The organism is Tessaracoccus palaemonis (assembly GCF_019316905.1).
In the GTDB taxonomy this organism is placed as follows: domain Bacteria; phylum Actinomycetota; class Actinomycetes; order Propionibacteriales; family Propionibacteriaceae; genus Arachnia; species Arachnia palaemonis.
Map to the genome: position 1 here is coordinate 183,149 of NZ_CP079216.1, position 25,574 is coordinate 208,722.

Annotated in this window: 23 protein-coding genes; 12 read left to right on the forward strand and 11 right to left on the reverse strand. The window is 69.9% G+C overall.

Annotation, left to right across the window (positions count from 1 at the left end):
• Window positions 1-13: 13 nt before the first annotated feature.
• From KDB89_RS00810 to KDB89_RS00820, 3 genes are all read right to left on the reverse strand, one after another.
• Entirely contained in the window at window positions 14-1,297 is a 1,284-nt protein-coding gene (locus KDB89_RS00810; RefSeq protein WP_219082582.1) for an MFS transporter, read from the reverse strand.
• On the reverse strand, window positions 1,290-1,748 hold the full coding sequence (locus tag KDB89_RS00815; protein ID WP_219082585.1) for a MarR family winged helix-turn-helix transcriptional regulator: 459 nt from the start codon (window positions 1,746-1,748) through the stop codon (window positions 1,290-1,292). Before KDB89_RS00815 ends, KDB89_RS00810 begins: the two co-directional genes overlap by 8 nt.
• Before the next feature lie 95 nt (window positions 1,749-1,843).
• On the reverse strand, window positions 1,844-2,455 hold the full coding sequence (locus KDB89_RS00820) for a LysE/ArgO family amino acid transporter (RefSeq protein ID WP_219082587.1): 612 nt from the start codon (window positions 2,453-2,455) through the stop codon (window positions 1,844-1,846).
• Window positions 2,456-2,534: 79 nt separating this feature from the next.
• Here KDB89_RS00820 and KDB89_RS00825 point away from each other — a divergent pair, with 79 nt between their 5' ends.
• Window positions 2,535-3,407 (forward strand): LysR family transcriptional regulator ArgP, encoded by an 873-nt coding sequence (locus KDB89_RS00825; protein ID WP_219082589.1) that lies wholly within the window; start codon window positions 2,535-2,537, stop codon window positions 3,405-3,407.
• Window positions 3,408-3,523: 116 nt separating this feature from the next.
• Here KDB89_RS00825 and KDB89_RS00830 read toward each other — a convergent pair whose 3' ends face one another.
• Window positions 3,524-4,783, reverse strand: coding sequence for an MFS transporter (locus tag KDB89_RS00830; protein WP_255556079.1), 1,260 nt, complete (start codon window positions 4,781-4,783; stop codon window positions 3,524-3,526).
• Window positions 4,784-4,902: 119 nt separating this feature from the next.
• Complete coding sequence (locus KDB89_RS00835) at window positions 4,903-5,379, reverse strand: cupin domain-containing protein (protein WP_219082591.1); 477 nt, start codon at window positions 5,377-5,379, stop codon at window positions 4,903-4,905.
• Between the two features lie 150 nt (window positions 5,380-5,529).
• Between KDB89_RS00835 and poxB the strand changes: the two genes are divergently transcribed.
• Window positions 5,530-7,254, forward strand: a complete 1,725-nt coding sequence (poxB, locus tag KDB89_RS00840; protein ID WP_219082593.1) for a ubiquinone-dependent pyruvate dehydrogenase — start codon at window positions 5,530-5,532, stop codon at window positions 7,252-7,254.
• 233 nt (window positions 7,255-7,487) lie between these two features.
• Complete coding sequence (locus KDB89_RS00845) at window positions 7,488-8,783, forward strand: resuscitation-promoting factor (protein ID WP_219082595.1); 1,296 nt, start codon at window positions 7,488-7,490, stop codon at window positions 8,781-8,783.
• A 54-nt stretch (window positions 8,784-8,837) separates the two neighbouring features.
• On the opposite strand, the gene KDB89_RS00850 is transcribed toward KDB89_RS00845, so the two are convergent.
• A complete protein-coding gene (locus tag KDB89_RS00850; protein ID WP_219082597.1) occupies window positions 8,838-9,518 on the reverse strand; it encodes an SDR family NAD(P)-dependent oxidoreductase in 681 nt (226 codons plus the stop codon).
• Window positions 9,519-9,584: 66 nt separating this feature from the next.
• Here KDB89_RS00850 and KDB89_RS00855 point away from each other — a divergent pair, with 66 nt between their 5' ends.
• Window positions 9,585-10,376 (forward strand): HAD-IIA family hydrolase, encoded by a 792-nt coding sequence (locus KDB89_RS00855; protein WP_219082599.1) that lies wholly within the window; start codon window positions 9,585-9,587, stop codon window positions 10,374-10,376.
• Between the two features lie 328 nt (window positions 10,377-10,704).
• Window positions 10,705-11,076, forward strand: coding sequence for an RNA-binding S4 domain-containing protein (locus tag KDB89_RS00860; protein ID WP_219082601.1), 372 nt, complete (start codon window positions 10,705-10,707; stop codon window positions 11,074-11,076).
• Between the two features lie 285 nt (window positions 11,077-11,361).
• Here KDB89_RS00860 and KDB89_RS00865 read toward each other — a convergent pair whose 3' ends face one another.
• Window positions 11,362-12,972 carry an alcohol dehydrogenase catalytic domain-containing protein gene (locus KDB89_RS00865; RefSeq protein WP_219082603.1) on the reverse strand — a complete coding sequence of 537 codons (1,611 nt, stop codon included), beginning with the start codon at window positions 12,970-12,972 and terminating at the stop codon, window positions 11,362-11,364.
• A gap of 116 nt (window positions 12,973-13,088) precedes the next feature.
• On the opposite strand from KDB89_RS00865, the gene KDB89_RS00870 reads away from it, so the two are divergent.
• From KDB89_RS00870 to KDB89_RS00880, 3 genes are all read left to right on the forward strand, one after another.
• Complete coding sequence (locus KDB89_RS00870) at window positions 13,089-14,030, forward strand: sugar-binding transcriptional regulator (protein WP_219082605.1); 942 nt, start codon at window positions 13,089-13,091, stop codon at window positions 14,028-14,030.
• A gap of 64 nt (window positions 14,031-14,094) precedes the next feature.
• Complete coding sequence (locus tag KDB89_RS00875) at window positions 14,095-15,891, forward strand: ABC transporter ATP-binding protein (RefSeq protein WP_219082608.1); 1,797 nt, start codon at window positions 14,095-14,097, stop codon at window positions 15,889-15,891.
• Window positions 15,892-16,190: 299 nt separating this feature from the next.
• The gene (locus KDB89_RS00880) at window positions 16,191-17,312 is read left to right on the forward strand and encodes a L,D-transpeptidase family protein (protein ID WP_219082610.1); all 1,122 of its coding nucleotides are present in this window, start codon (window positions 16,191-16,193) and stop codon (window positions 17,310-17,312) included.
• Between the two features lie 2 nt (window positions 17,313-17,314).
• Here the strand turns inward: KDB89_RS00880 and KDB89_RS00885 are convergent, their stop codons facing one another.
• Window positions 17,315-17,794 carry a universal stress protein gene (locus tag KDB89_RS00885; RefSeq protein WP_219082613.1) on the reverse strand — a complete coding sequence of 160 codons (480 nt, stop codon included), beginning with the start codon at window positions 17,792-17,794 and terminating at the stop codon, window positions 17,315-17,317.
• Window position 17,795: 1 nt separating this feature from the next.
• A complete protein-coding gene (locus tag KDB89_RS00890; protein ID WP_219082615.1) occupies window positions 17,796-19,064 on the reverse strand; it encodes an SLC13 family permease in 1,269 nt (422 codons plus the stop codon).
• 47 nt (window positions 19,065-19,111) lie between these two features.
• Between KDB89_RS00890 and KDB89_RS00895 the strand changes: the two genes are divergently transcribed.
• The 3 genes from KDB89_RS00895 (at window position 19,112) to KDB89_RS00905 (ending at window position 22,885) form a co-directional block, all read left to right on the forward strand.
• Window positions 19,112-20,482 carry a hypothetical protein gene (locus tag KDB89_RS00895; protein ID WP_219082617.1) on the forward strand — a complete coding sequence of 457 codons (1,371 nt, stop codon included), beginning with the start codon at window positions 19,112-19,114 and terminating at the stop codon, window positions 20,480-20,482.
• A gap of 318 nt (window positions 20,483-20,800) precedes the next feature.
• Window positions 20,801-21,331, forward strand: a complete 531-nt coding sequence (locus KDB89_RS00900; protein ID WP_219082619.1) for a YbaK/EbsC family protein — start codon at window positions 20,801-20,803, stop codon at window positions 21,329-21,331.
• 255 nt (window positions 21,332-21,586) lie between these two features.
• Window positions 21,587-22,885, forward strand: a complete 1,299-nt coding sequence (locus tag KDB89_RS00905; protein WP_255556089.1) for an MFS transporter — start codon at window positions 21,587-21,589, stop codon at window positions 22,883-22,885.
• Between the two features lie 7 nt (window positions 22,886-22,892).
• Here KDB89_RS00905 and KDB89_RS00910 read toward each other — a convergent pair whose 3' ends face one another.
• A complete protein-coding gene (locus KDB89_RS00910; protein ID WP_219082621.1) occupies window positions 22,893-24,077 on the reverse strand; it encodes a winged helix DNA-binding domain-containing protein in 1,185 nt (394 codons plus the stop codon).
• A gap of 123 nt (window positions 24,078-24,200) precedes the next feature.
• Here KDB89_RS00910 and KDB89_RS00915 point away from each other — a divergent pair, with 123 nt between their 5' ends.
• Entirely contained in the window at window positions 24,201-24,869 is a 669-nt protein-coding gene (locus KDB89_RS00915) for a PepSY domain-containing protein (protein ID WP_219082623.1), read from the forward strand.
• Window positions 24,870-25,032: 163 nt separating this feature from the next.
• Here the strand turns inward: KDB89_RS00915 and KDB89_RS00920 are convergent, their stop codons facing one another.
• Window positions 25,033-25,377, reverse strand: coding sequence for an iron chaperone (locus KDB89_RS00920; protein ID WP_219082626.1), 345 nt, complete (start codon window positions 25,375-25,377; stop codon window positions 25,033-25,035).
• Window positions 25,378-25,574 lie beyond the last annotated feature (197 nt).

A 25,574-nucleotide genomic window follows, 5' to 3' on the forward strand; every position in this document is an offset into this window, starting at 1 on the left:
CGCCGAGCCTAGGTCAGGCAGCCTTGGTCGTCGCGCTCCGAGGCAGATAGCTGGTGGTCAGCCGCAGCGGGTGGCGGTCGAGATGGACACGCATGCCCTTGCGCAGGCTGAAGTACACGAACACCGCGACGACCGTGATGGCCGCGGCTACGGCACCCACCAGCACGGAGGCGCGGGGGCCGAAGACCTCGCCGAGCCACCCGATCGCCGGGGCTCCGAGCGGGGTGCCGCCGATGAAGATCGCGGTGTAGATCGCCATCACGCGGCCGCGATACTCGGGCGACGCGCCCATCTGCACAGCTGCGTTCGCGCCCGTCATCACCGTCAGCGCGAAGAAGCCGGAGGGGATGAGCAGCAGGGCGTAGACGGTGTAGTTCGGCGCGAAGGTCAGGGCGAATGTGCTCGCTGCGAAGCCGGCCAGCGCGGCGAGGACGATGCGCAGCGTCGGCTTGGCGCGTCGTGCAGCCAGCAGGGCTCCGCCCAGCGTGCCGATCGCCATGATCGTGCCCAGCATGCCGTACTCGCCCGCGCCCTTCCCGAACACCTCGGTGGCCATCGTCGCGTTGAAGATCTGGAAGTTCATGCCGAACGTGCCGAGCATGAACACGATCACGAGCATGACGATGAGGTCCGGGCGGCCGGCGAGGTATCTCAGGCCGTCGCGTGCGCCTCCTGCTGCCTTTGCACGGGGGGCCGGATGCAGCTGGGTGCCGTCCATCATGACGATGGCCGCGATCATCGCGATGAAGCTCAGGGCGTTGATCAGCATGGTCGGGCCGACTCCCACGCCGGCGACGAGGAACCCGGCGACGCCGGGGCCGATGAGGCGAGCGCCGTTGAAGTTGGTCGAGTTCAGGCCGACGGCGTTGGCGATCATGCCCTGCGGCACGATCTCTGAGACGAAGGCCTGGCGGGCGGGGTTGTCGAAGGCGGTGATGACGCCGGTGATGAAGGCGATGACGTAGACGTGCCACAGCTGAACGACGCCGAGCGCGATGAGCCCCCAGAGGGCGAACGCGCACAGCCCGAGTCCGACCTGTGTGACGAGCAGCATCTTGCGTTTCGGCAGTCGGTCGACGAGCGCGCCGGCGTAGGGGGCGAGGAACGGGATGGCGAGGAACTGCAGTGCCGTGACGATGCCTAGGGCGGTGCTGGAGTTGTCGGTCAGCTCAGTGAGCACCAACCAGTCCTGGCCGACCCGCTGGATCCAGGTGCCCAGATTGCTGACGAGGGCCCCGGCGAAGAACAGGCGGTAGTTGTGGACTGCGAAGGAGGCGAAGGTGCGTGACTTAGGCATTCGACACCTCCAGCAGGATGTCGGTTGCCTTGCGAAGCAACCCGAGTTGCTCGTCACCGAGCCCGTCGAGGTGCGCCAGCATCCACGTGTCGCGGCTGGCGATGGTCTCCGCGATGATCTGGTTCCCGCGCTCGGTGGGGGTGACCAGGATCTGCCGACGGTCGTCGGGGTGCGGGACCCGCTCGACGAGTCCCTCGTCGACCATGCAGTTGATCGTCCTCGTCATCGACGGGGCGCTCACCCGGTCGTGTGCCGCGAGCTGCGTCGGGGTCTGGGGCCCGGCCTTCTGCAGGAATGTGAGGACGGAGAACTGGTGGGGGGCGACCTCGCTGGTCGATTCGAAGCGGACGCGGCGCGCGATCCGCTGGCAAGCCAGACGCAGGTCGTTGGCGAGCGAGAACATCTCCTGTTCTGCGAGCGTCGCCTCTGGGGTGGTGGCGGGAACAGTCACGAGTCGGGCACCTTTCGTACAGCTAATTAGGCTAGCTCATTAGCTAGGCTAATCAAAACTGCAACGACGTGTTGCTCCGTCTGGTGAGATGACCTTCAGGCAAGGCCGGCCAGGAGCGACGCGGCGATGGACACCATGGTCGTCGCGATGACCGCGTCGAAGACTCGCCACGCGGCCGGGCGGGCGAACAGCGGCGCGAGCCCGCGGGCTCCGAATCCCAGCCCGCTGAACCAGGCGATGCTGGCCGCGCCCGCGCCGACCGCGAACGCCCATGGCGTCGAGTAGCTGGCGCTGACCGATCCGAGGAGCACGACGGTGTCGAGGTAGACGTGGGGATTCAGCCATGTCAGCGCCACCGCGGTGAGCAGGGTCGCCCGGAGGTCGCCGCCCGCGCCTGTGTCGGCGACGAGCTCCCCGCTACCGCGGACTGCCCGGCGGGCCGCGGAGATCCCGTACCAGAGCAGCACGCCGGCGCCGAGGATGGTCACGGCGGCCAGAACGCGGGGGTGGGCCGCGACGATCGCGCCAAGCCCGGCGGCCCCGGCGGCGATCAGGGCGAGGTCGCTCACGGCGCAGACGGCAACCACCGCGCCGACGTGTTCGCGCCGCAGGCCCTGGCGTAGGACGAAGGCGTTCTGGGCGCCGATAGCGACGATCAGCCCGAGCCCGAAGGTGAATCCGGCGACGGCTGTGGTGAGCAGGAGCATGGGGTCGACGCTAGGTGTCGGTGCCGGTGTAGTCCAGCGATAGTTATTACGCTGGCATTAGCAACGCTTAAGGAGTGTCATGGACTGGGACCTTGCTCAGCTGCGGGCGTTCGCCGCGGCTGTCGATGCCGGCAGCCTCGAGCTGGCCGCGCAGCGCCTGCACCTGACACCGTCGGCCGTGAGCCAGCGGCTCAAGGCGCTCGAGCGCAGTGTCGGCACGGTCCTGCTCCAGCGGAGCCGTCCCGTCCGGGCCACCGAGGCAGGCGCTCGGGTGCTTCGGCTGGCTCGGGAACTGGAGCTCCTGACCCGGGATGCCGCCGCGGAGCTCGGCGCGGACGACGAGGCGCCCGTGCTGCGGATCGCCGTGAACGCCGACTCTCTGGTCACGTGGGCGCTGCCCGCACTGGTCGAGGTCTCGGAGGTCGCGGGCATTCAGCTGGTGCGGGAGGACCAGGACGTCACCGCGGACCTGTTGCGGTCCGGCGACGTCGTGGGGGCCGTGACGAGCGAGGCGTCGGCGGTGCAGGGCTGCACCGTCGAGCGGTTGGGGACCATGACCTACCGACCCCGCGCGGCGCCGACCTTCGCGGGGCGCTGGTTCCCTCACGGCCTCACGGCGGCCGCTTTGGGGAGCGCGCCCGTGGTGGTCTTCGACGAGCACGACACGCTCCAGCACCAGGTGCTGGAGCGGTACGGGGCCTTTGCCCGTCGGGTCCATGTCGTGCCCGCCAGCGACGGGTTCAACGAGGCGGTCCGCCTCGGTCTCGGCTGGGGGATGGTGCCCGACCTGCAGGTGCCCGGCTGGACCGAAGCCGACGCCGTCGTCCTGGGCGACGCCCGGGATCACGTCGACGTCCCCCTCTACTGGCAGCAGTGGGCGCTGCGCACCCCGACCCTCGACGCCGTCGCCTCCGCCCTCCGACGCGCCGCGCGCACGTCGCTTGCCCCCTGACCCGCACAACTGTGGCCTGGTCCCCAGCACGCGCTGTATATCCGCGTGCTTCGGCTATAGCCACTTTTCTGCACGGACGGGCGGGGGTTGAGGTGTGGCTGGGGTGGTGGCTGGCGTCAGGCGAGCGACGGGGTGGTCGGGACGGCGCGGCGGGAGACGGTGAGGCAGAGCAGGGCGGCGGCCCCGCACAGGCCCGCCGCGATGTAGAACGCCGGGTCGTAGGTGGCGAAGGCGTCGCGGATCCAGCCGGCGCCGGCCGCCGCGGCGCCCGCGCCCAGCTGGTGCGACGCGAACACCCAGCCGTACACGACGGGGGACTCAGCCCCGAACCAGGCGCGGCACAGGGCGATGGTCGGCGGGACGGTCGCGACCCAGTCAAGGCCGTAGAACAGGATGAACACCCAGGTCGACGGTGTGGTGTCGGGGGACAGCAGGCCGGGCAGGAATCCGAGTGCCAACCCGCGGCCGGTGTAGTAGGCCACGAGAAGCAGCGCGGGATTGAACCGGTCGGTCAGCCAGCCCGAACAGATGGTGCCCACCACGTCGAAGACCCCGACCAGCGCCAGCAGCGACGCCGACGTGGTGACCGGCATCCCGTGGTCGGTGGCGGCGGGGATGAAGTGCGTGCCGATCAGCCCGTTCGTGGTGGCGCCGCAGATGGCGAAGCTGCCCGCCAGCAACCAGAACGCCGGGTGCCGGGCGGCCCGGCCGAGGGCCGCGACGGTGGCGCGTGGACCGCCGGATCGGATCCGGGGAGCACCGGGATCGGACGTCGTGGCGCCGAGGGCCGTGGTCTCCAGGTCCTCAGGGTGCTCGCGCAGCAGGACCAGCACGATCGGGATCACGGCCGCCGCGGCGATGGCGACGACCAGGGCCGCGCGCCGCCAACCGTCCTGCGTCGTCAGGTGGGCGATGATCGGCAGGAACACGAGCTGCCCGGCCGCGCTGGCGGCGGTCAGCACGCCGCTCACGAGTCCGCGGCGTGCGACGAACCAGCGCGCAGTCACCGTCGCGACGAAAGCCATCGACATCGAGCCCGTGCCCAGCCCGACGAAGACGCCCCAGTAGAGGATCAGCTGCCACGACTGGGTCATGGACACGGAGAAGGCCGAGCCCGCCGCGATCATCGTCAGAGCGAACACCACGACGGGCCGCATGCCGAACCGGTCCATCAGCGACGCCGCGAACGGCGAGAACAGCCCGAACAGGGTCATGTTGACCGTCATCGCGAGCCCGATCGTGCCGTGCGACCAGCCGAACTCCATGTGCAGCGGGTCCATGAACACGCTCGGCACGGCACGGAAGCCGGCCGCGCCCAGCAGCACCAGGCAGGCGACCATCGCGACCACCCAGGCCGGGTGCAGGGACCTCTTCACGCGTCACAGTCTCTGGCATCCTGCGGGTCGACGCCGCCCCGTCCGGCATGCGGCCCGGAACGCGCGACGACGGTCGGACCCCACGCTGGGTCCGACCGCCGTTGCGGCGTACTGCCTTGTCAGGCCGACTTGTCCTCCACGTCGGGGGCCGGCTGGTGGCTCCACGACGGCGGCTCGTCGCCGCCGGCCTCCTCGTCGGCCTCCGCCTCGGCGGCGGTGGCGTGTACCTTGCCCAGCGCGTGGTGGGTCGGGGAGTAGACGGTGTAGAGCTGCAGCGGCTCCTGGCCGGTGTTGATCACGTCGTGCCACATGCCCGCGGGCACCTGGATGGACCAGCCGTCGCCGACGTCCTGCTTGAAGCGCAGGTCGTCCTTGTCGGGCCCCATGACGCAGCGGCCCTGGCCCTTGTCGATGCGGAGGAACTGGTCGGTCTCCGGGTGCGCCTCGAGCCCGATCGAATGCCCGACCGGGATCGACATGAGGGTGACCTGGAGGTACTTGCCGGTCCAGGCGACCGTCCGGTAGTTGGTGTTCTCGACCGTCGCGGTCTCGATGTCGAACGCGTTGGGCCTCGGTCCGTTGTCGATGATCTTCATCGTGGATGCTCCTTGTGATCGGTTGGGTCCGAGCCTAGTCAACGGGTGGGACAGGCAGGGTTTCCCCGACGGATGAACCGCTGGTCTGGGGCCGTTACCGGGGCAGGATGGAGGGGCCCCGCGCTTCGCGGAGGTGGAGGAGGAATGCACATGACCACTGTCGCCGACAACCTGATCACATCGCTCATCGCCGAAGGGGTGACGCACGTCTACGGGGTCCCAGGCGATTCCCTCAACGGCATCACCGACGCCATGCGACGCTCCGGGGAGCTGACCTGGGCGCAGGTCCGTCACGAGGAGTCTGCAGCCTTCGCCGCCGGGGCCGAGGCGGAGCTGACCGGCAGGCTCTCGGTCTGCATCGGTTCCTGTGGCCCCGGCAACCTGCACCTGATCAACGGCCTCTACGACGCCAACCGCAGCCGGGTGCCCGTGCTGGCGATCGCCGCGCACATCCCGTCGGAGGAGATGGGGTCGACGTACTTCCAGGAGACGCACCCGCAGGACCTGTTCCGCGAGTGCTCCGTCTACTGCGAGCTCGTGACGCGTCCGGACCAGATGCCGCGCCTGCTGCGGATCGCCATGCAGACGGCTGTCGCGAAGCGGGGCGTCGCGGTGCTGGTCATCCCGGGCGACGTCGCGCTGGCGCCCACCTCGTCGACCGAGATCGTCGCGACGAGCGACCCCTCGGTCCGCGTGCTGCCCGCCGAAGGGGAGCTGCGGCGCGCGGCCGACCTGCTCGACGAGGCCGCGAAGGTCACCATCCTCGCTGGTGCCGGGGCGGAGGGCGCGCACGACGAGCTGATGGCGCTGGCCGAGGCGCTCGGGGCGCCGATCGTGCACACCATGCGCGGCAAGGAGCACGTCGAGTTCGACAACCCGTATGACGTGGGCATGACGGGTCTGCTGGGCTTCTCGTCGGGCTACCGGGCGATGGAGGCCTGCGACACGCTACTGATCCTCGGCGCCGACTTCCCGTATCAGCAGTTCTATCCCGACAAGGCCACCGTCATCCAGGTGGACGTCCGCGGGGAGAACATCGGGCGGCGCACGCACGTCGATGTCGGCCTGACCGGCACCGTGAAGGACACGGCCGCTGCGCTCGCGGCGCTGGTGCAGCGCAAGGAGAACCGCTCGCACCTGGAGGCGTCGCAGAAGCACTACGCGAAGGCCCGCCGGAAGCTGGACGACCTGGCCGCTCCCGCGAAGGCCGGCGAGCCGGTGCACCCGCAGTACGTCGCGGCGCTGATCGACAGGCTGGCCGATGACGACGCCGTCTTCATCCCCGACGTCGGCTCGCCCGTCATCTACGCCGCCCGCTACCTGAAGATGAACGGTAGGCGTCGCCTGATCGGGTCGTTCAACCACGGATCGATGGCCAACGCCGTCCCGCAGGCCATCGGCGCGCAGAGCTCCTTTCCGGGGCGCCAGATCGTCACGCTGTCCGGCGACGGCGGGGTCACGATGCTGCTCGGCGACCTGCTGACGCTCGTCCAGTCGAAGCTGCCCGTCAAGATCGTCGTGTTCAACAACTCGTCGCTGAACTTCGTCGAGCTGGAGATGAAGTCGGCCGGCTTCGTGAACTACGGCACGGGGCTGGAGAACCCGAACCTAGCGATGGTCGCCGAGGGGATGGGGATCAGAGCGTTCCACGTCGAGGACTCGGCCGGGGTCGAGGGCGCGCTGCGCGAGGCCTTCGCGCACGACGGCCCGGCGCTGGTCGACATCGTCACGGCCCGCCAGGAGCTGAGTATCCCGCCGAGCGTCCAGGCCGCACAGGCCAAGGGCTTCGCGCTCTACGCGCTGCGGACGGTGCTGTCAGGCCGTGGCGACGAGCTTGTCGACCTGGCTGCCACCAACTGGCGCCAGCTGTTCTGAGCGAGGTGGTCCCTGGGTCTGCCGAGAGAAGTGGGAGGTGGGCACAGCGTCAGCAGGCTCCGGGACCGAGCCCGCAAGCCGACCTGAAGGCCGACCTGTGGGTCGCCAGTGCGGGCAATGGGCCTTGTCGGGGCCCTGTGGCCCTGCTGTGGGGTAGCGTCCGGGCTGTCTCCGGTCAAGAAAACTGAGAGCGTCCTTAGGTTTCTGAGGATCTCTCAGTTACAGTGGTGCTGTTGTCTGAGACCTATTGGAGCACCATGAACAACGCCGAAGCACCCAACGGGGCCGAGCCCACCGAGGTTCTGGACGTCGCCGAGACCCCCTCGGCCGACGCCCCCGTCGCAGCCCCGAAGCGCCGCAAGGTGCGCATCGCCGCGGGCGTCGCAGGAGTCCTGGCGCTGGCTCTCGGAGTCGGCGGCTACATGGTCTCCTCCGCCCACAAGTCGGTCACGGTCGCCGCTGACGGCACCACTGCCGAGGTCGGCACTTTCACCACCACCGTGGCTGACCTGCTTGCCGATCAGGGCATCGAGGTCGGCACCCATGACGCCGTGACCCCCGCGCTCGACTCCACGCTGACCGACGGCGCAGCCGTCCAGGTGACGCGTGCCGAGGCCGTGAGCGTGACGTCGAACGGCACCTCGCAGACCCTGTGGACCACCGAGGGTGACGTCGGCTCCGCGCTGGCCGCCGCCGCCGAGGACGGTCGCGACCTCGACATGGACGTCACGCGATCGAACTCCCGCGCCGCGATCGACCTGCCGCTGAGTGGCACCGTCAAGATCGTCACGATGGACGGGTCGACCAAGGTTGCGCTCGATGAGCCCACCGACCTGCAGGCGATGCTGGACGCACAGAAGATCGAGCTCGCCGACGGCGATGACGTCTCCGTGTCGGCGAACGGGAACGGCACGACGATCGTGACGATCGTCCGGTGGGAGACGGTCAAGAAGTCGACCACCACGACCGTCGACTACGACAAGAAGACGGTCAAGAGCGACGACCTGTACGTCGGCGAGTCCAAGGTCACGACCGAGGGCGTCGACGGCAAGATCAAGAAGACCTACCGCATCGTGAAGCGCGACGGCGAGGTCGTCTCCAAGGAGCTCGTCTCCAAGAAGACCACCACCAAGAAGGTCGATCAGGTCACCACCGTCGGCACCAAGGAACGCCCGGTGGTGAAGGCGACCACGTCGTCGTCCTCCTCGGATTCTGGTTCGTCATCCTCGAGCAGCTCGTCATCGTCGTCCAGCTCGTCCTCCTCGAGCTCCTCCAGCTCGGCCTCGGTGTCGGGCGTGTGGGCCAAGCTCGCCCAGTGTGAGTCGGGTGGCAACCCGTCGATCGTGAGCTCCAACGGCCTGTACCACGGCCTCTACCAGTTCACCGTGAGCACCTGGCGCTCCGTCGGTGGCTCCGGCATCCCGTCGCAGGCCTCGGCCGCGGAGCAGACCAAGCGGGCGAAGATCCTCCAGGCCCGCTCGGGCTGGGGCCAGTGGCCCGCCTGCTCCCGCAAGCTCGGCCTCTACTGATCTGCTGAACGTCGACGGCCGCCCCTCGCGGGGCGGCCGTCGCTGTGTTCTCGGTCAGACGCGTTCGAGTACCTTCTCGCCGAAGTCCGGGCCGTCGGCGATTGCGAGCACGCGGCGGGCGGACTCCTCCGGGGTGAGGAGGTCGCCGCGCTCCTTCATCGCCACGAAGTCGTCGCGGGCCGGGAAGCCGTCGGAGCTGCGGATCAGGCCCTGCATGTCGGTGTCGACGACGCCCGGCGCGATCGCCGCGATCCGCACCCCGTCGAGTTTCTCCGCCGCGACGGTTGTGGCGTGCAGGTCTACGGCGGCCTTGGTGGCGCAGTAGACGCTCCAGCCGGCCAGGGGCCGGCGACCCGCGCCGGACGAGATGTGCACGACGCGCACTGGCACGCCCTGGCCACGGTGCCGGATGACGGCGTCGGTCAGCAGGATCGGCGCCGTGACGTTCACATTGACCGCCGCGATGGCGCTTGCCGGGTCCTGGTGGCCGGCCAGGTCGGCGGGGCCGAGCATGCCGGCGTTGTTGATCAGCAGGATCTCCGTCGCGCCGTCGACGAAGGACGCGAGTTCCCCGCCGTCGAGCCAGGCGGTCAGCGCCGCGGGGTCGCTCAGGTCCACGTGCGCCCCGGCGGAGCGCGAGACCCCCAGCACCTCCCAGCCTGCGGCAGCCAGCTGGGAGGTGAGCGCGGCGCCGAGGCCGCGGCTGTGTCCGGTGACGATGGCCTTCTTGGTCATGGTGTCCTCTCGACGATCTTGTCCGCACCCCAATCTAGGCCGTGCGGGGGTGGGTACGGTGGTCCCATGCGTACCCGTGCGGACATCAAATGCTGGCTCACCGACATGGACGGCGTCCTCGTCCACGACAACAAGGCCCTCCCCGGCGCGCCAGAGCTGATCGCGCAGTGGAAGCGCAACAAGACGCCCTTCCTGGTGCTGACCAACAACCCGACGTACACGCCCCGCGACCTGTCTGTCCGCCTGCGCGACTCCGGCCTCGACGTTCCCGAGGAGTCCATCTGGACGTCGGCCCTTGCCACGGCCAAGTTCCTCGCGCAGCAGATGCCCGGCGGCAGCTGCTACGTCGTCGGCGAGGCGGGGCTGATTACCGCGCTGCACGAGCACGGCATGATCATGACCGACCGCGACCCCGAGTTCGTCGTGCTGGGCGAGACCCGCACCTACTCGTTCGAGTCGATCACCACCGCGATCCGGCTCATCAACAAGGGCGCAAGGTTCATCATCACCAACCCCGACGCCACCGGCCCCGCGGCCGACGGCATCATCCCCGCCACCGGCGCGGTGGCGTCGCTGATCACGACGGCGACCAACCGGCAGCCGTACGTCATCGGCAAGCCCAACCCGATGATGTTCCGCTCCGCGCTCAACCGGATCGGCGCGCACTCGGAGGAGACGGGCATGATCGGCGACCGGATGGACACCGACATCGTCGCCGGCATCGAGGCAGGCCTGCACACGGTGCTGGTGATGTCCGGCATCGCGACCCGCGAGACCATGCTGGAGTTCCCCTTCCGTCCGACGGAGGTCGTCGACGGGGTGTTCGAGCTCCTCGAGGACGCCGCGGCGCGCGGCTGAGACCGGCGCCGCCGGTGAGTCCGGCGTCGCCGCTGACTCCGGCGTGGCCGCTGAGTCCGGCGTGGCCGCTGAGTCCGGCGTCGTCACCTCCCCAGACGCCACCCTTCTCAACCGACGCCACCCTTACCGACGGACGCCACCCTTCGTGACCGATGCCACCGCCATGGCGGTGGCATCGGTAGCAACGGGTAGCGTCTGCGCGTAAGGGTGGCGCCTGTCGGTAAGGGTGGCGCCTGATCGCGGGCCTTCTCGACGGCGTCCTCGTCGCGGGCCTTCTCGACGGCGTCCTCGTCGCGGGCCGTCTCGACGGCGCGACTAAGGTTGGCGCATGGCTCGACTCGACGCTTGGCTCTGGTCCGTCCGCCTCTACAAGACGCGCTCGATGGCCACCGCCGCCGTGCGCGGCGGGCACGTTCGCGTCGACGACAAGCTGCCGAGGGCGTCGCAGGAGGTCGTCACCGGGCAGGTGATCCGTGTCCGACGCGACCAGGACGAGCGCATCATCGAGGTCCTCGACCCGACTCTCGCGAAACGCGTCGGCGCCCCCGTCGCTCAGGCCGCGTACCTCGACCGGACCCCCGAGAAGCCGCCGCCCATCGCGGAGATGGTCGGCCGCGTCGGCGTCCGCGACCGCGGCACCGGCCGCCCGACCAAGCGCGAGCGCCGCCAGCTGGATCGCTTCCTGCACGGGGACCAGTAGTCGCCAAGGGACTGGGAGTGTCCGGGCTGGGCCCCTTCGCTGCGCTCAGGGCACCTCGACAGGCTCGGCGACCCGGGTCCCTGAGCTCGTCGAAGGGCGCCGAGCGGAGCGAGGTGTGTGGTCGGGTTGGACCCTTCGCTGCGCTCAGGGCGTTTCGACAGGCCTGTGCTGAGCCTGTCGAAGTGCTCAACGACCCGACCGCTGCCCTGCTGCTGAGGCGAACACGGTTGTGGTCGGCAGGCCGACCACAACCGTGATCAGTGTGGTGCTCTGAGCCCCGCAGGTTTACCGACCGGCGAGCAGGGCCTGCTCCGCCTCCTTGGTCCAGATGCCGTCCTTCAGCTTCGCCGCGACGTGCGGCAGCTTCTCCGGCATGTCGACCAGGCGGGTGAGCGGCAGGTCGTGGAGCATCGGGAAGACCATGATCTTGCCGCCCGACGTGCGGTTCATGACCGAACCGATGGCGTCGGTGAACCCGGCCATGCCGGTCACGGCGTCGAGCGAGATGTGGGTGTCGATGATCCCCTCCTCGATCTTTCGCAGCACCGTGCGCATGTCGGAAACGTCGGATCCCGAGGTGCCGAGCATGAAGACCCGACGCGTGACGATGCCCTGCAGGTCGAACTCGCCCTTGGTACCGGCCGGGATGCCGGCGAAGGCGTTGAGGATCGAGTCCTCGGCCGCCAGGTCGACGGCCTGCGAGACCAGCGCGGGCACGGGCACCATGCATGAGATGTGCGTGAAGCCGTAGCGCAGCTGTTCCTCGCCGGTGTTGACGTAGGTGATCGGCACGCCGCGCTCGGCGGCGACCGGGTCGACGGTGGCCGCGAGGTGCTCGAGCCGGTCGGTGCTGAGGTCGGTGCCGGTGACGGTGATGCCCTCGAAGCCCGACGTGACGGCGCGGATGGTGTGCATCATGCCCATCGGGCCGGCGGCGCCGATGATGGCGACCCTGTCCCCGGCGCGCAGCTCGCCGCGCGGCGGGATCCACGCGTACCCCTCGACGGGGTCGTCGCCCGGGGTGCCGACGAAGCGGATGAAGTCGTAGTGCACGCGGCCGATGTCGAGGTTCACCTTGCGCGGGATGGTGTGGCCGCCGAGCACGACGCAGAACACGCCGCGGGTGCCGAGCAGGTCGGCCAGGGTCTCGATTGTGGCGGCGTCGGCGCCGTAGTAGACGATGTCGTCGAACGACTCGCCCGCCAGATCGGCGATCTCGCCGGAGCGGAGGGTGACGATCTCGGCCGGCTGGTGCTCGGCGGTGAGTGCGTCGATGCCGGTGACCGGCCCGTCGGCGACGACCAGCAGGCGGCCGCCGTCGGCGACGTGGTTGCGCTCGGCCCAGGCGTAGGAGCCCTCGACGGTCGCCCAGGGCTCGATGAGGCCGACGGCGGCGGCGGACGGGCCGTCGGTGACGTGGATCAGGAACTCCTCGCCGGACGGGGAGACGGCGCAGCGTTCGTCGATCAGGACGTACTCCTGTAGCGCGCCCTCGAAGTTGTAGCCGAACGCGCCGTTGGAGTTGGCGGTGCGGAGGTGCTTCCAGTCGGCCTGCACGAGGACGCGGTCACCGACGGCGAAGTGCGTGACCTCCGCGCCGACCTCGACGATGCGGCCGACGGGCTCGTGGCCGGGGACGGTGGGGAGCTTGCCGGGCTTGTAGCTGGGGATCTCGGCGAGCGCCTTGGCCGAGATGCCCTCGACGACCTCGGACTTGCGCGGGTGCGAGTCGAAGGCGTGGAGGAGCTTGGTGTCGCTGAAGCAGATGCCGCAGGCCTCGACCTGCAGCAGTAGCTGGTGCGGGCCGACGGCGTCCACGGCCTTGTTGGTGTTGTGCACGATCTCGTCGACGCCGACGAACTGGATCGCGTGCTGATGCGTCGGGATCTTGGTCACTGGGAGGCCTTTCTCTGGCTGACGCTGCTCAATCTACGGGACTGGAGACCCTCTCTGAGCGTCTGCGCAGGAGTTGGGCATATGCTCAGGGGGCGTCCTATCCGAGGAGTGTTCCCGTGGCAGCTGCCAGCCCCACCGACCTTGATCTCGCCGTGCGCGCGGCCTGGCTGTATTACGAGGACGGTCTGACGCAGGCCCAGGTCGCGAGCAGGCTCTTCGTGTCGCGGCAGACGGTCGGGCGGCTCCTGGAGTCGGCGCGCCAGCAGGGGATCGTCCGCATCGAGCTGGATGCGGCCTACCTGGGGGCCATGCGGCTGGCCACCCGGGTGAAGGAGACGTTCTCGCTGGCCGACGCCATCGTCGTGCCCACGGCCATCGGGCAGCTGTCGCGCGAGCGCACCAACGAGCGGGTGGCCGCGGCCCTGGCCGCCTATGCCCGACGCCACCTGCATCCCGGCGCCGTGGTGGGCCTGAGCTGGGGTGACTCCGTCGCCCGCGCGCTGTCCATGCTGTCGGAGGAGTCACTCGACGGCGTGCAGCTCGTCGCCTCGACGGGGTCGCTGAGCGCGATCGACGAGGTCCTGACCCGCAGCCCCGGCGTCATCCGGCGGCTCCGGACGCTGCCGGCGCCGCTGCTGGTCTCCACCCCGGAGGTGGCGTCCACGTTCCGCGAGGAGGGCGCCGTCCGCGAGATCCTGGACCTCGCGCGGCGGGCGAACCTGACGCTGACCGGCATGGGCGCCGCGACCCCGGGCGGGTCCGCGGTGCTCGCCGGCGTGACCACCGACGCGGAGGTCCGCGCCTTCGCCGAGCAGGGCGCCGTCGGCGACATGCTGGGGGAGTGGTACGACGTGGAGGGCCGGGTCGTCGAGACCGACTGGTCGCGTCGTCGCCTCGGCCTGTCCCTCGACGAGTTGCGCGAGCTCGGCAACGTCGTCGGGGTGGCGGGAGGCGTCGAGAAGGTGGACGCGATCCGGGGTGCGATCGCCGGCGGACTGATCGACGCCCTTGTCACCGACGAGCCGACCGCCACCGCACTGATGGCCCGTTGGGGCTGACTCCATCGCAGAGGCGCACTGTCGGTCCCGGCCAGTAGAGTCCCTCCTGCTCCAGGAGGTTCCCATGCGCGACATCGTCAGGATTCTGACGGCGGCCAGGCAGCTGTGGCCGCTCTACCTCGGCATCGTGCTCGGCGCGGTGGCGATCGCCGCCACGTCGCTGCTGATGCCCTTCGTCATCGCCGCGGCGACCGACATCGTCGTGTCGATGGCGGCCGGCGGACCCGGCACCATCGCGTCGCTCATGTGGCTGGCCGTCGCCCTGCTCGGGCTGTCGCTGGCGAACTCGCTGATCAGCAACATCACGGGGTACTGGGGCGACGTGATGGCCACGAGACTTCGCCGCATCCTGTCGGTCAGGTACTTCCACAAGCTCCTGCGGCTGCCGCAGCGTTACTACGACAACGAGCTGACGGGCACGCTCATCTCGCGGCTGAACCGGTCGATCACGTCGATCACGGACTTCCTACAGATGTTCGCGAACAACTTCTTCCCCATGCTGATCACCCTGTTCGCGGTGCTCATCATCACGGCCTTCTACTCGCCCTGGCTGGCGGTGCTGCTGATCATCATCTACCCGACGTTCGTGTGGCTCACCGCCCTGACGTCGAGGCGGTGGCAGGTGTGGGAGCACCGGAAGAACGACCACTACGACGTCGCCGGCGGGCGGTTCGCCGAGGCGATCGCGCAGATGCGTGTCGTGAAGTCGTTCGTCACCGAACGCGGCGAGGTCGACCGGTTCGCCGCCCACTACGACGACGCCGTCGGCCTGACCGCGCAGCAGTCGTCGTTCTGGCACCGCATGGACACCGGTCGTCGCGCGGTCCTCGACGTCGTGTTCTTCGCCATCTACGCCATCCTGTTCGTCCAGACCGCCCAGGGCGCCTTCAGTATCGGCGTCATGGTGATGCTGATCCAGCTGGTCAACATGGCCCGCCAGCCCGTCACCTCCATGAGCTACCTCGTCGACACCACCCAGCGGGCGCTCGCCGGCAGCGCGGAGTACTTCCGCGTGATGGGCGAGGTCGACGAGCCCAACAACCCGCTCGAGGCGCAGCACGTCAGTACCGTCGACTGGAGCGAGGCCGACCCCGTAATCGACTTCGACCACGTCGACTTCGGCTACGACGACGGCGAGCTCGTGCTCACCGACGTCAACCTCGCGATCGACCGCGGCGAGAAGGTCGCCTTCGTCGGCGAGTCCGGCGGCGGCAAGACCACGCTGGTGAACCTCATCATGAGGCTCTACCCGACGACCTCCGGCACGGTGTCGGTGCACGGCCTGTCCGTCGCGGACGTGCCCGTCGACGCGCTGCGCCGCGAGATCGGCGTCGTGTTCCAGGATGCCAGCCTGTTCAGCGGCACCATCCGCGAGAACATCGCCTACGGCATGGGGGAGGTGACTGACGAGCAGCTCACCGCCGCCGCGACACGCGCCAATGCGATGAGCTTCATCTCGCGGCTGTCGAAGGGCTTCGACACCGAGATCGGCGAGCGCGGCGTGAAACTCTCCGGCGGCCAGAAGCAGCGCATCTCGGTCGCCCGGGCGCTCCTGAAGGACGCCCCGATCCTGGTCCTCGACGAGGCGACCAGTTCGCTCGACACCAAGGCCGAGCGCGCCGTCCAGGCTGGCCTCGACGAGCTGATGGAGGGCCGCACCACGCTGATCATCGCCCACCGGCTGTCGACGATCTCCAGTGTGGACCGGATCGTCACGCTGCGCGACGGTCGCATCGACGAGGTCGGGAGCCCGGCGGAGCTGGCCACCACGGGCGGCATCTACGCCGAGCTGCTGTCTCTGCAGGCCTCCACCCGCAAGGCCGACAAGGCCCGCCTGGCGCGCTTCGGCATCGTCCGCTGAGTCTCAACCGGTTCCCTGAGCTTGTCGAAGGGCCCTGAGCCTGTCGAAGGGTCGAAGCCCGAGTCATCGTCCTCTCGCTTCGCTCGAGGCACCTCGACAGGGCCTGTGCTGAGCTTGTCGAAGTGCTCGGCGACCCGGTTCCCTGAGCTTGTCGAAGGGCCCTGAGCCTGTCGAAGGGTCGCGCAGGCCTTGTCGAAGAGCCCTGACTACGGGGTCAATGGCCGACGACCCTCCGGGCACTAGCATCCCCCGAGTGGCGGGCCGGAAGGCACCGACACCGTCACAGGGAAGGACCGACGATGTACCCCCGAGTTCGGCCGAACGCAGGACGACTCCTGGCCGCAGCGCTGCTCTCGCTCGCGCTCTTCGCCTCCTTGATGCCCGCCGCGAGCGCGGCGCCACCGCTGGGCGGAGGATCCCTCGGGCTGCCCGCGGACGACTCGTCGCCCACGGTGTACCTGCGCGCCGAGCGGAGCGGGGTCAAGGTCTACAACGCCGCGCGCACGAAGGTCATCAAGACACTGGTGCGCGGGGCGAAGGTGTCGGCGACGAAGACCGTCAGCAGCGGCTACCGCAAGCTCACAAGCGGGCACTGGGTCAGGAACAGCGACCTGTACGTGTCCACGCACCTCTACATGCGCACCACGGTCGACGGGGTGCACGCCTACGCCGCCGTCGGCGGATCGGTGGTGAAGGTCCTCGACAAGGGCACTGTCGTGCGGATGACCCACACCGTCGTGGGCGGCTACCGGCAGACGTCGGCGGGCAACTGGATCCGCAACGGCCACCTGGCTCAGACGGGTTCGTCGGGCACGTGGGGAAGCTGCACGGTGACGCTCGGGGGCGTGAAGCTGGCGGTCGACTCCGAGGCGGGCCACCTCGTCACGGTCAACGGCACGAGCGGCTCGTACGCCATTGTCACGCTGTGGGACCGGGCATCGGGTGTGAAGTGCTCCTTCACGAAGATGGGCTCGGAGAAGGGGCGTGTCGGCGCCAGGGGCATCGTCGCGGACGCCAAGCGGAAGCAGGACACCTTCACGACACCGGCCGGCACCTACACGATGACGCAGGGCTTCTCGGTCGGCTCGGTGCCGAGGACCAAGGGCGTGTCGTGGCGGAAGGTCGACGGCAACGACTACTGGGTCCAGGACAACGATTCGGTGTACTACAACGAGTACCGCTCCGGCACGAGCGGCTTCGACACCTCCGACGCCGAGCACCTCATCGACTACAAGACCGAGTACCGCTACGCCATCGTCATCGACTTCAACCTCGAGAAGGTCCGCAAGAAGGGCGCGGGGATCTTCCTGCACGTCAACGGCGACGGCGCGACCGCCGGCTGCGTGTCGGTGTCGAAGAGCTTCATGGTCGACATCGTCCACGCCGTCGACTCCGGCGACCTGATCTCCATCAAGGCGTGATCTCAGTGCCGGGGTTCGTGCCTCGGCTTCGGCGGGATAGTCGACAGTGACGGCGGGTTCTCCGGCCAGATGAGCTCGACGGTGCACGGCGCGTGATCCAGGATGAACCGCGCCGCGCGCCCGAGGCTGGGCGGCCCGAGCCGTGATCGGTCGCCGTCGCGGGCCAGGATCAGCAGGTCCGCGTCGTCGCAGGCGCGGGTCACGGCCCGCTCGGTCTCGCCTGTGAGCACGGCCGTCGCGCAGTCGCGGCCGAGCGCGGCGGCGGCCTTCTCCACCAGGCGGGCGGCCTGGTCGGCGGTCAGGGCCGCCGAGGCCTCGTCCCGGGGCGGGGACCCGCGACCCATCAGCCCGCCTATCGGGCGGGGCACCTGACCGGCGTCGTCGACGGCCGCCAGGGTCAGGTCGTCGTCCTCGGGCCGCAGCTTCGCGGCCTCGACCGCCGCCGGCCACGTCGCCGGCGCGATCCACACCAGGACCCGCATGTCACACTCCCATCAGTTGAGCTCCACCCCACAGGGCCATCGTGCACAGCACGAGGCTCGCGGGCACGGTCAGGAGGCCCAGCCGGGTGAACTCGCCCAGCTCGGTCTCGTGGTCGTGGTCGGCGACGATGCGCCGCCACAGCAGGGTCGCGAGCGACCCCACGAAGGTCAGGTTCGGCCCCACGTTGACGCCGATCAGGACCGCCAGCACCGGCAGCGCGCCGCCGTCGGAGACCAGCGGAAGCAGCACCAGGACGGCGGGCAGGTTGTTGACGACGTTGGCCAGCACCGCGGCGACGACCGCGATGAGCAGCAGGCTGAGCAGGTCGCCGCCGGTGGGCAGGAAGGTGCGCAGCCAGTCGGCCAGGCCGTGGTCGACGACGGCCTTGACCACCATCGCCAGCCCGAGGACGAACACGAGGAACCAGGGGTTCGCGGCCTCCACCAGCGTGGCGGCCAGCCTTCCCGGTGCGACGGCGCGCGTCGCGAGGCGCTTGCCGGCCAGCACGACGACGCCGGCCAACGCAGCCCAGAACGGCTCGATGCCCAGCGGTGAGCTGACAGCGAAACCGACCAGCGTGCAGGCGAGCACTACGAGCGCGAACACCGGGGTCGGGACGTCCTCGACGTCGTCGTCGGGGGTCGCGCGCACGCTCAGCTCCGAGGCGAAGTAGCGGCGGAACACGACGTACTCGACGGCGATGGCGACCAGCCACGGGCCCGCCATCAGCGCGCCGAACTGCAGGAAGCTGATCCCGGCGGCGCCGAGCGCCAGCAGGTTCGTCAGGTTGGAGACGGGCAGAAGCAGGGAGGCGGAGTTGGACAGGTGCGCCGTCGCGTAGACGTGCGGCTTGGGTCTCACCCCCGAGCGGGCGGCGGTGGCGAACACGACGGGGGTGAGCAGCACCACGGTCGCGTCGAGGCTCAACGCCGCCGTGACAAGCGCCGATACGGCGAAGACCAGCCCGAGGAGCGTGACGGGGCGACCGTTCGCGCGGCGGGCCATGAACGCGCCGGCGGCCGCGAACATGCCCTCGGCCTCGCACAGCTTCGAGAGCATCAGCACCCCGGCGAGGAACGCGACGGTCGGCGCCATCGTCGTGACCTGCACCCAGGCCTCACTCCAGGTGATCAGCCCCGTCGCGGCGACGAGCAGGCCGGCGGGGGCGGCGGCGACCGCCTCGGGAAGGCCGCGCGGCCGGATGATGGCGAACGCCAGCACCGCCACCAGCAGCACGATGGCGATGGGTTCCGCCAGCCCGTCACTCACGGCGACACGGTACCCGCGCGGACCGTCGGATGGCTACGGTGTGGCGCATGTCTGACGCGTCGCAGGAGCCCTTCCGCTGGTACGAGTATCCCGTCGGGTTCGTCGGCGACCTGAGCTGGGCGGTCGCCCGGACCCTGGTGGCCTTCCTCATCGGGCTCGGCGGCGTCTTCCTCCTGGTGGTGGCCGTGGGCCTGCTGGGGGAGGAGGGCGTGCTGCCGTACGAGGTCGCGAGGGTTCTCGACCAGTTCACCCGCGCTTCGATGATCCCGGTTCTGGTGCTCGTCTGGGCGCTCACGCTGGTGGCGTCGGTCGCGCAGGTGGCCGGCGCGGTTGCGGTGTCGCGTGCCGTCGCCCGCGCCGCCCGAGGCGGCGCGCCCGTGACGCAGGTCCCGTCCCCGGGCCAGGTGGGGGCGATCGTGTCGCGCCCGGGCGGCTGGCTGATGATGTGGTGCTTCTTCCACATCGCCTTCTTCGCGATCGCCGCGCCGGTTGCGCTCTGGATGCTGATCTCCGAGCCGGACGACGCGCCGTCGATGCTGATCATCCTCGGCGTGACCGTCGGGGGAGGCGCGGTTCTGATCGCGCTGACGGCCTGGATCAGGCTGGGTATCAGGGCTGCGCACGATCGCCGCCGCAGCGAGATCTCCGACCACTGGTGGCCGCGGCACGAGCAGGCTGCCTGGACGCGCGCGCAGCACACGTCGAACCTGACGCGGCCGGCCCGGACCCGGTCGGGTCGGGCGGCAGGGATCGCGATCACCGTCGGGTCGGTGGGCGTCGCGGCGGCCCTGCTGCTCATGTCGGTGCTGCTGTTCATCACGCACCCCGACGCGCAGCGCTGGCCGGGAGGCCAGGCCGGCGAGCGCGCCGAGCTGTCGCCGGAGGTCGAGGGGTTCGTGGACGCCGGCACCGTCGTCTTCGCCGTCCTGATGGTCGTCGGGCTACTGCTGGTGGTGGTCGGCTCGATCATCGACGGCGTCAGCGACCTGCACGAGCGGCGCGACCTCCGTGCCGCCGTCGCAGATCCGGATGCGCCGCGCCCGCCGGTGGAGGTCCTCGTGAAGTACTCGGGACCGGCCGTCCCCTCGCTGGCTCTGGCGGCGATGGCGCTCGGCGCGGTCGCGATCGTGCTGGGCTGGACGGGCGTCTCGCTCGGCAGCGGGAGCCTGGAGGATTTCGCGTCGGTCTACAGCGGTTCCGGTGAGAGTTTCGCCTCGGTTCTTCCCAGTTCAGTGTTCGTGAGGAATGTGGGCGTCGCGCTGTGCGTCGTCGGCCTGGCCGCGGCGATGGGCAGCGCGTCCCTCGGCCGTGACCTGCGCAACCAGCTGTTCGGGCGTTGGCCGCAGCGACCCCGCGTGGCGACGGGCACCGACAAGGCACCCGACCCTGCCACCGTCGGTCCGGCCCTCACCCCCTGACCCGCCTCCCCTGAGCAGCCTCCCCCGGGCTCACCATCCTTCGCTCGTGCCCCACCTGCCCCGTGTTCCCTCCCCACCTGCCCCGTGTTCCCTCCCCACCTGCCCCGTGTTTCCTCCCCACCTGGCCCGTGGTTCCTCCCCACCTCGCCGTTCCGACTTCGGCGCAGAAAAGTGGCTAGAGCCGGAGCACTCGCCGTATGTGCGCGTGCTGGGGGTCAGGCCACAGTTGTGCACGGGGAGCCGGGTACCGACAACAGCACGACGGGCCTCCGTGGGCACCGTCCGGCGGACAGGTCAGCGCTGGGTAACGTGACCCGCATGCCGACTGCCGAAGGAAACCTGACCTGGCTCCCGCTGGAGGAGCATCCGGAACTTGTGGCGCCGCCCGTCGCGGCCGCCGCCCCGCTGGTGCCAGGTGCCAGGGTCGCGGAGATCGACGCGACGCTGGCCGACACCGCGGCGTTCTGTGCGGCCTACGACGTGGCGGAGGAGGCGTCCGCGAACTGTGTCGTCGTGTTCGGCCGTCGCGGCGAGGAGAGCGTCCACGCCGCGGTCATGGTGCTGGCGACCGATCGGGCCGACGTCAACAAGACCGTCCGCAAGGAGCTCGGGATGCGGAAGATGTCCTTCGCGGATCAGCCGACGGCAGAGCAGTTCACCGGCATGACGCAGGGCGGCATCACCCCCGTCGGACTGCCCGCCGACTGGCCGATCCTGGTCGACGAGGCAGTCATCGCCGCCGGCCCGGTCGTCATCGGCGGCGGGGTGCGGGGCTCCAAGATCCTCCTCGACGGTGCCGCCCTCGCCGCACTCCCCAACGCCAGGGTGCTCCCTCTCGCCCTTCGCTGACCGCAACGAGCGCGCTTCTGGATTGCCCGGGCCTACCCTGCCGCCGCCGTCGTGCACAACTGTGGCCAGAGCCGAAGCACCCGGAAATAGGCCGAGTGCTGGGGCTAGGGCCACAGTTGTGCGCGGCAGGGGTGCCTTCGACAGGCTCAAGACGCTTCGACATGCTCAACGAACCGAACAGGGCACCGCGTGAGCAGTGCGTCGTGGGGGAGGTCGGCCGGAGTAACGTGACTGCCCGTTCGTGAGGAGGTGGGCGTGGGAGTCCGCGACAAGATCAGGGCGATGTTCGCCGACACCCGGCCGCTGCGCAACGGTGACTTCAGGCGGCTGTGGGTCGCCAACATCGTCACGGTGATCGGGGCGCAGCTGACCGTCGTGGCGGTCCCCGCGCAGATCTACGCCATCACCGGGAGCTCCGCAATGGTGGGGCTGACGGGCATCTTCGGTCTCGTGCCGCTGATCGTGTTCGGCCTGTGGGGCGGCGCGCTGGCCGACCACTTCGACCGACGACGCCTTCTCGAGATCACGACGACGGGCCTGATCGTCACGTCAGCGCTCTTCTGGCTGCAGTCGGCTGCCGGGGTGAACAACGTCTGGCTGCTGCTCGGTGTGTTCGCGCTCCAGCAGGCGTTCTTCGCCGTCAACCAGCCGACGCGCGTCGCGATCCTCCCGAAGCTCCTCCCCGACGATGAGCTGCCCGCGGCGAACGCGCTCAACATGACCGTCATGTCCGCCGGCGCGATCGCCGGCCCGCTCGTCGGCGGGGCGCTGATCCCGGTCATCGGGTACTCGTGGCTGTACCTGATCGACACCGTCACCCTCTTCGCGACCCTGTACGCGGTGTGGCGGCTGCCGTCGATGCCGGTCGCCGGACAGGTCGGGAAGGCGCCGGGACTGCGGTCGGTCATCGACGGCCTGGTCTACCTCAGCGCGCACAAGATCCTGATGCTGAGCTTCGTCGTCGACCTCGTCGCCATGATCTTCGGCATGCCGCGCGCTCTCTTCCCGGAGATCGCCCACGTCTCCTTCGGCGGACCGACCGAGGGCGGCGTCGAGTTCGCCCTCCTCTACGCGGCGATGCCCGTCGGCGCGGTGCTGGGCGGGGCGTTCGGCGGCTGGGTGTCACGGGTCAACCGGCAGGGCACCGCGGTGCTGTGGGCGGTCGGCGTCTGGGGCCTCTCGATGACGGTGATGGGCCTGGCCGTCGGCCTCGCCTCGTGGCACGTGCAGCTCATGCTCGGCGTGGCGCTGGCCATGCTTGCCGTCGGCGGCGCCGCCGACATGGCCTCGGCGGCGTTCCGGCAGTCCATCCTGCTGAGCGCCACCGACGACTCCGTCCGTGGCCGTCTGCAGGGCGTCTTCATCGTGGTGGTCGCAGGCGGCCCCCGCCTGGCCGACGTGCTGCACGGCTGGGCGGGCGACGTGGTCGGACCCGGCCTCGCGACGGGTGTCGGCGGCCTCCTGGTGGTCGTCGGCGTCGTGGCGATCGCGGCGCTGTTCCCCGCCTTCCGCTGCTACGCCATCGCGACGACCGCCTCCCGCACCGCGGACTGACAGCCCGTCAGCCCTGCATCGCCGGCGACGGGTAGACGGGGAACGCCCTGGTTCCGCCGAGGTGGGCGGTGAGGCGCTCCGCCTCCTTGCGCAGTGCCCGCTGAGCCCACGCGTCCACGCTCTCGAGGTAGCGCACGCGGACGCGGCGCCGCTCGTCCTGCACCCAGACGCCCACGACACGGCCGTTGACGACCGCGGCGGTGCCCGCATTGCCGATGGAGTCGAACAGCAGCGGCGCATGGCCGCCGAGCAGGAACCCACGCTCCTTCCAGCCCATGACCGTCGGGTCGAGGACGGGCAGCAGCGACACCCACCAGCCGGGCGTGCCGACCGGGTCGACGTCGTCGGGCAGCAGCCAACCCGTCGGCTGCGGGTCCGGCGGGGTGGGAGCGTCGAGCGTGACGGGCACGGCGCCGACGTCCTTGAAGCCCTGCCGGACGGCCGCCTTCGTGCCGCCCGACCACCACGCGAAGTCCTCGACGGTGCCCGGCCCGAAGACGCGGAGCCAGCGGCGGGCGAGGTCGGCCCAGGCCTGACGGGCGTCCGGCCGCGGCCGATCTGGCCGGAACAGGTCCGCGCTCAGCCAGCACAGTCGTCCCTCGGACGGACCGCATGGAACCGTGAGCCGCACGACGAGGCCCTCCAGCTCGGCCAGCCGGATGACCTTGGGCGTCAGGTGCACCGTGGACTCCCACGACCTCCCGATGCCCTGCCGGTAGCTGCCGACGGTCTCCGGCACTCCGCGACGGATGTCGCTCGCGGTCAGCGCCCCGACCGAGACTGCGTCGACCAGGCTGGCCAAGGCCGTCTCGATCCACGCCTCCGCCTGATCGAATCCAGCCTGGACAACGCCCTTCGTGAGTTCCTTGCGCGCGGCGGTCGCCATGCGCGGCCCGACCGATCCCAGGACCGTCGGCAGCAGTTCGGGGTCCATGGCGAACACGGTGCGCCGCATCGACTGCTGGCGGATCAGCGTCGTCCGGGCGAGAGCGAGCTCCATGTCGTCCGGCAGAGGGTCGAGCATCCGTGTCCAGGCAGAGATGTTCAGACCATCGGGGTCGGTCGCGTGCAGCGCGACGACGGAGTCAGCCGCCTCACGCACGGTGCGGACCCGATGCAGGTGCGCGAGCGCGTGGCGGATGCCAAGGCGGTGGCGACGCTCGTCGTCGCTGACGTGTCGTACGGGCTCCATGGGTGAACAGTAGGCAGACCCTCCGACAGTTCCTGGGATTTGCCGGCGGCCGCCGCGAATTATGAGAAGTGCTCTCATCCCTGCCGTCTAGCGTTGAGACACACCCGATGAGAGGAACCCGCCATGAGTGTCTCCTGGAAGCCCGCCGCGCTTGCCCTGACCGCCGTCCTGGCGCTCTCCGCCTGCACCTACCAGGACCCGGCTGCGGAACCGGCCGTCACGGCGACCGCGGTCGCCACCTCGGCCGCGACGTCCAGCCCTCAGCCGGGTGACGACGCCACCGCCGAAGCGTCGGCGGCCGAGTCGACCAGCACCGCGGCCGCGACCGTCAGTCCCGACACCGTCGCGCCGTCCAAGACCACCGACCTCGCCTCGTGGGACGTGCCCGTCACCGTCGCAGACGCCGTCAAGCGGGCGTCGGGTGCTGCCGAGGGAACCATGCACCAGGTCGAACTCGAGTACTCCGACTACTACCGGGCCTGGACATACAAGGTCGGCTTCCAGTCGGGGTCCACCGACACTACCGTCGTCGTCGACGCCGCCACGGGCGACATCATCGCCAACGAGAAGGACACCGAGGACGACGAGGACCGCGAGAAGGCCGTCGACATCGCCGAGATGTCGCCGGAGGACGCGATCGCCGCGGCGCTGAAGGTCCGCAGCGGCACCGTCACCGAGTGGACGCTGGAGTGGGACGACGACGTGCAGGTCTACACCGTCGAGGTGGCGAAGGGCGACGACTCCGAGGACGTCACGGTGCAGACGAAGTCCGGCAAGGCGAACCTCGACTGACCGGTCGTCGTCGACCGGCGCGAGGGCGCGATGAGCACATCCTCCTGCTCGTCGGCCGAAAACCCTGATCTGAACGGTCACACCGCGACGACAAGTGTGTCGTGCTCATCGCAGCCCAGGCGACGGTGCAGGGCGCCGGGAGACGGGGGCCCGGCGGTCGGGGTCAGGCCTCGATCTCGGCGGCACGGGCCGCGACCAGCGACGTGAGCAGCTCCTCCGTCAGAGGCGCGTCGGCCTGGAAGCGGATCGTCCCCTTCGAGTGGTCGATCCCAGCGAGCTGGTCCTCCAGCGACGAGACCACGCGCGCGCTGAACGGGTACAGCCCGAAGTGCGTCTTGGCCCGCATCACCGACAGCAGCGGCTTGCCGCGGTGCGTCAGGGCCGGCATGCCGTAGCCCTGTCCCTGGGTGGCGTCCGGCACGACGACGCGCGCCACGTCGTAGCAGCGCCCGATGACCTTCGCGTCGGCCGGATCGAGGGTCGCGAGGTATTCGTCGATGGATCCCATGGCGGCATCGTGGCACGCGTCCTCGGTCACCTCGTGAGTGGGGCCCGGGAGAGGCTGACTTCCCAACCGCCTGTAGACGTCTTCTCGCCGGGCGCGGTACGCGACGCCGGAAGCGCCTGCAGTCTCTCAACCCCCGAACGATGGGGCAGCTTCTCCGGGACGTCAGCCAAGGGTCGCACGAGGGCCCGGACAGCTCC

Excerpts from the sequence above, each read along its gene's own strand:
- KDB89_RS00810 (WP_219082582.1), bottom strand. The coding sequence starts at position 1,297 with ATGCCTAAGTCACGCACCTTCGCCTCCTTCGCAGTCCACAACTACCGC.
- KDB89_RS00820 (WP_219082587.1), bottom strand. The coding sequence starts at position 2,455 with ATGCTCCTGCTCACCACAGCCGTCGCCGGATTCACCTTCGGGCTCGGG.
- KDB89_RS00825 (WP_219082589.1), top strand. The coding sequence starts at position 2,535 with ATGGACTGGGACCTTGCTCAGCTGCGGGCGTTCGCCGCGGCTGTCGAT.
- KDB89_RS00835 (WP_219082591.1), bottom strand. The coding sequence starts at position 5,379 with ATGAAGATCATCGACAACGGACCGAGGCCCAACGCGTTCGACATCGAG.
- poxB (WP_219082593.1), top strand. The coding sequence starts at position 5,530 with ATGACCACTGTCGCCGACAACCTGATCACATCGCTCATCGCCGAAGGG.
- KDB89_RS00850 (WP_219082597.1), bottom strand. The coding sequence starts at position 9,518 with ATGACCAAGAAGGCCATCGTCACCGGACACAGCCGCGGCCTCGGCGCC.
- KDB89_RS00855 (WP_219082599.1), top strand. The coding sequence starts at position 9,585 with ATGCGTACCCGTGCGGACATCAAATGCTGGCTCACCGACATGGACGGC.
- KDB89_RS00860 (WP_219082601.1), top strand. The coding sequence starts at position 10,705 with ATGGCTCGACTCGACGCTTGGCTCTGGTCCGTCCGCCTCTACAAGACG.
- KDB89_RS00875 (WP_219082608.1), top strand. The coding sequence starts at position 14,095 with ATGCGCGACATCGTCAGGATTCTGACGGCGGCCAGGCAGCTGTGGCCG.
- KDB89_RS00880 (WP_219082610.1), top strand. The coding sequence starts at position 16,191 with ATGTACCCCCGAGTTCGGCCGAACGCAGGACGACTCCTGGCCGCAGCG.
- KDB89_RS00885 (WP_219082613.1), bottom strand. The coding sequence starts at position 17,794 with ATGCGGGTCCTGGTGTGGATCGCGCCGGCGACGTGGCCGGCGGCGGTC.
- KDB89_RS00895 (WP_219082617.1), top strand. The coding sequence starts at position 19,112 with ATGTCTGACGCGTCGCAGGAGCCCTTCCGCTGGTACGAGTATCCCGTC.
- KDB89_RS00900 (WP_219082619.1), top strand. The coding sequence starts at position 20,801 with ATGCCGACTGCCGAAGGAAACCTGACCTGGCTCCCGCTGGAGGAGCAT.
- KDB89_RS00910 (WP_219082621.1), bottom strand. The coding sequence starts at position 24,077 with ATGGAGCCCGTACGACACGTCAGCGACGACGAGCGTCGCCACCGCCTT.
- KDB89_RS00915 (WP_219082623.1), top strand. The coding sequence starts at position 24,201 with ATGAGTGTCTCCTGGAAGCCCGCCGCGCTTGCCCTGACCGCCGTCCTG.
- KDB89_RS00920 (WP_219082626.1), bottom strand. The coding sequence starts at position 25,377 with ATGGGATCCATCGACGAATACCTCGCGACCCTCGATCCGGCCGACGCG.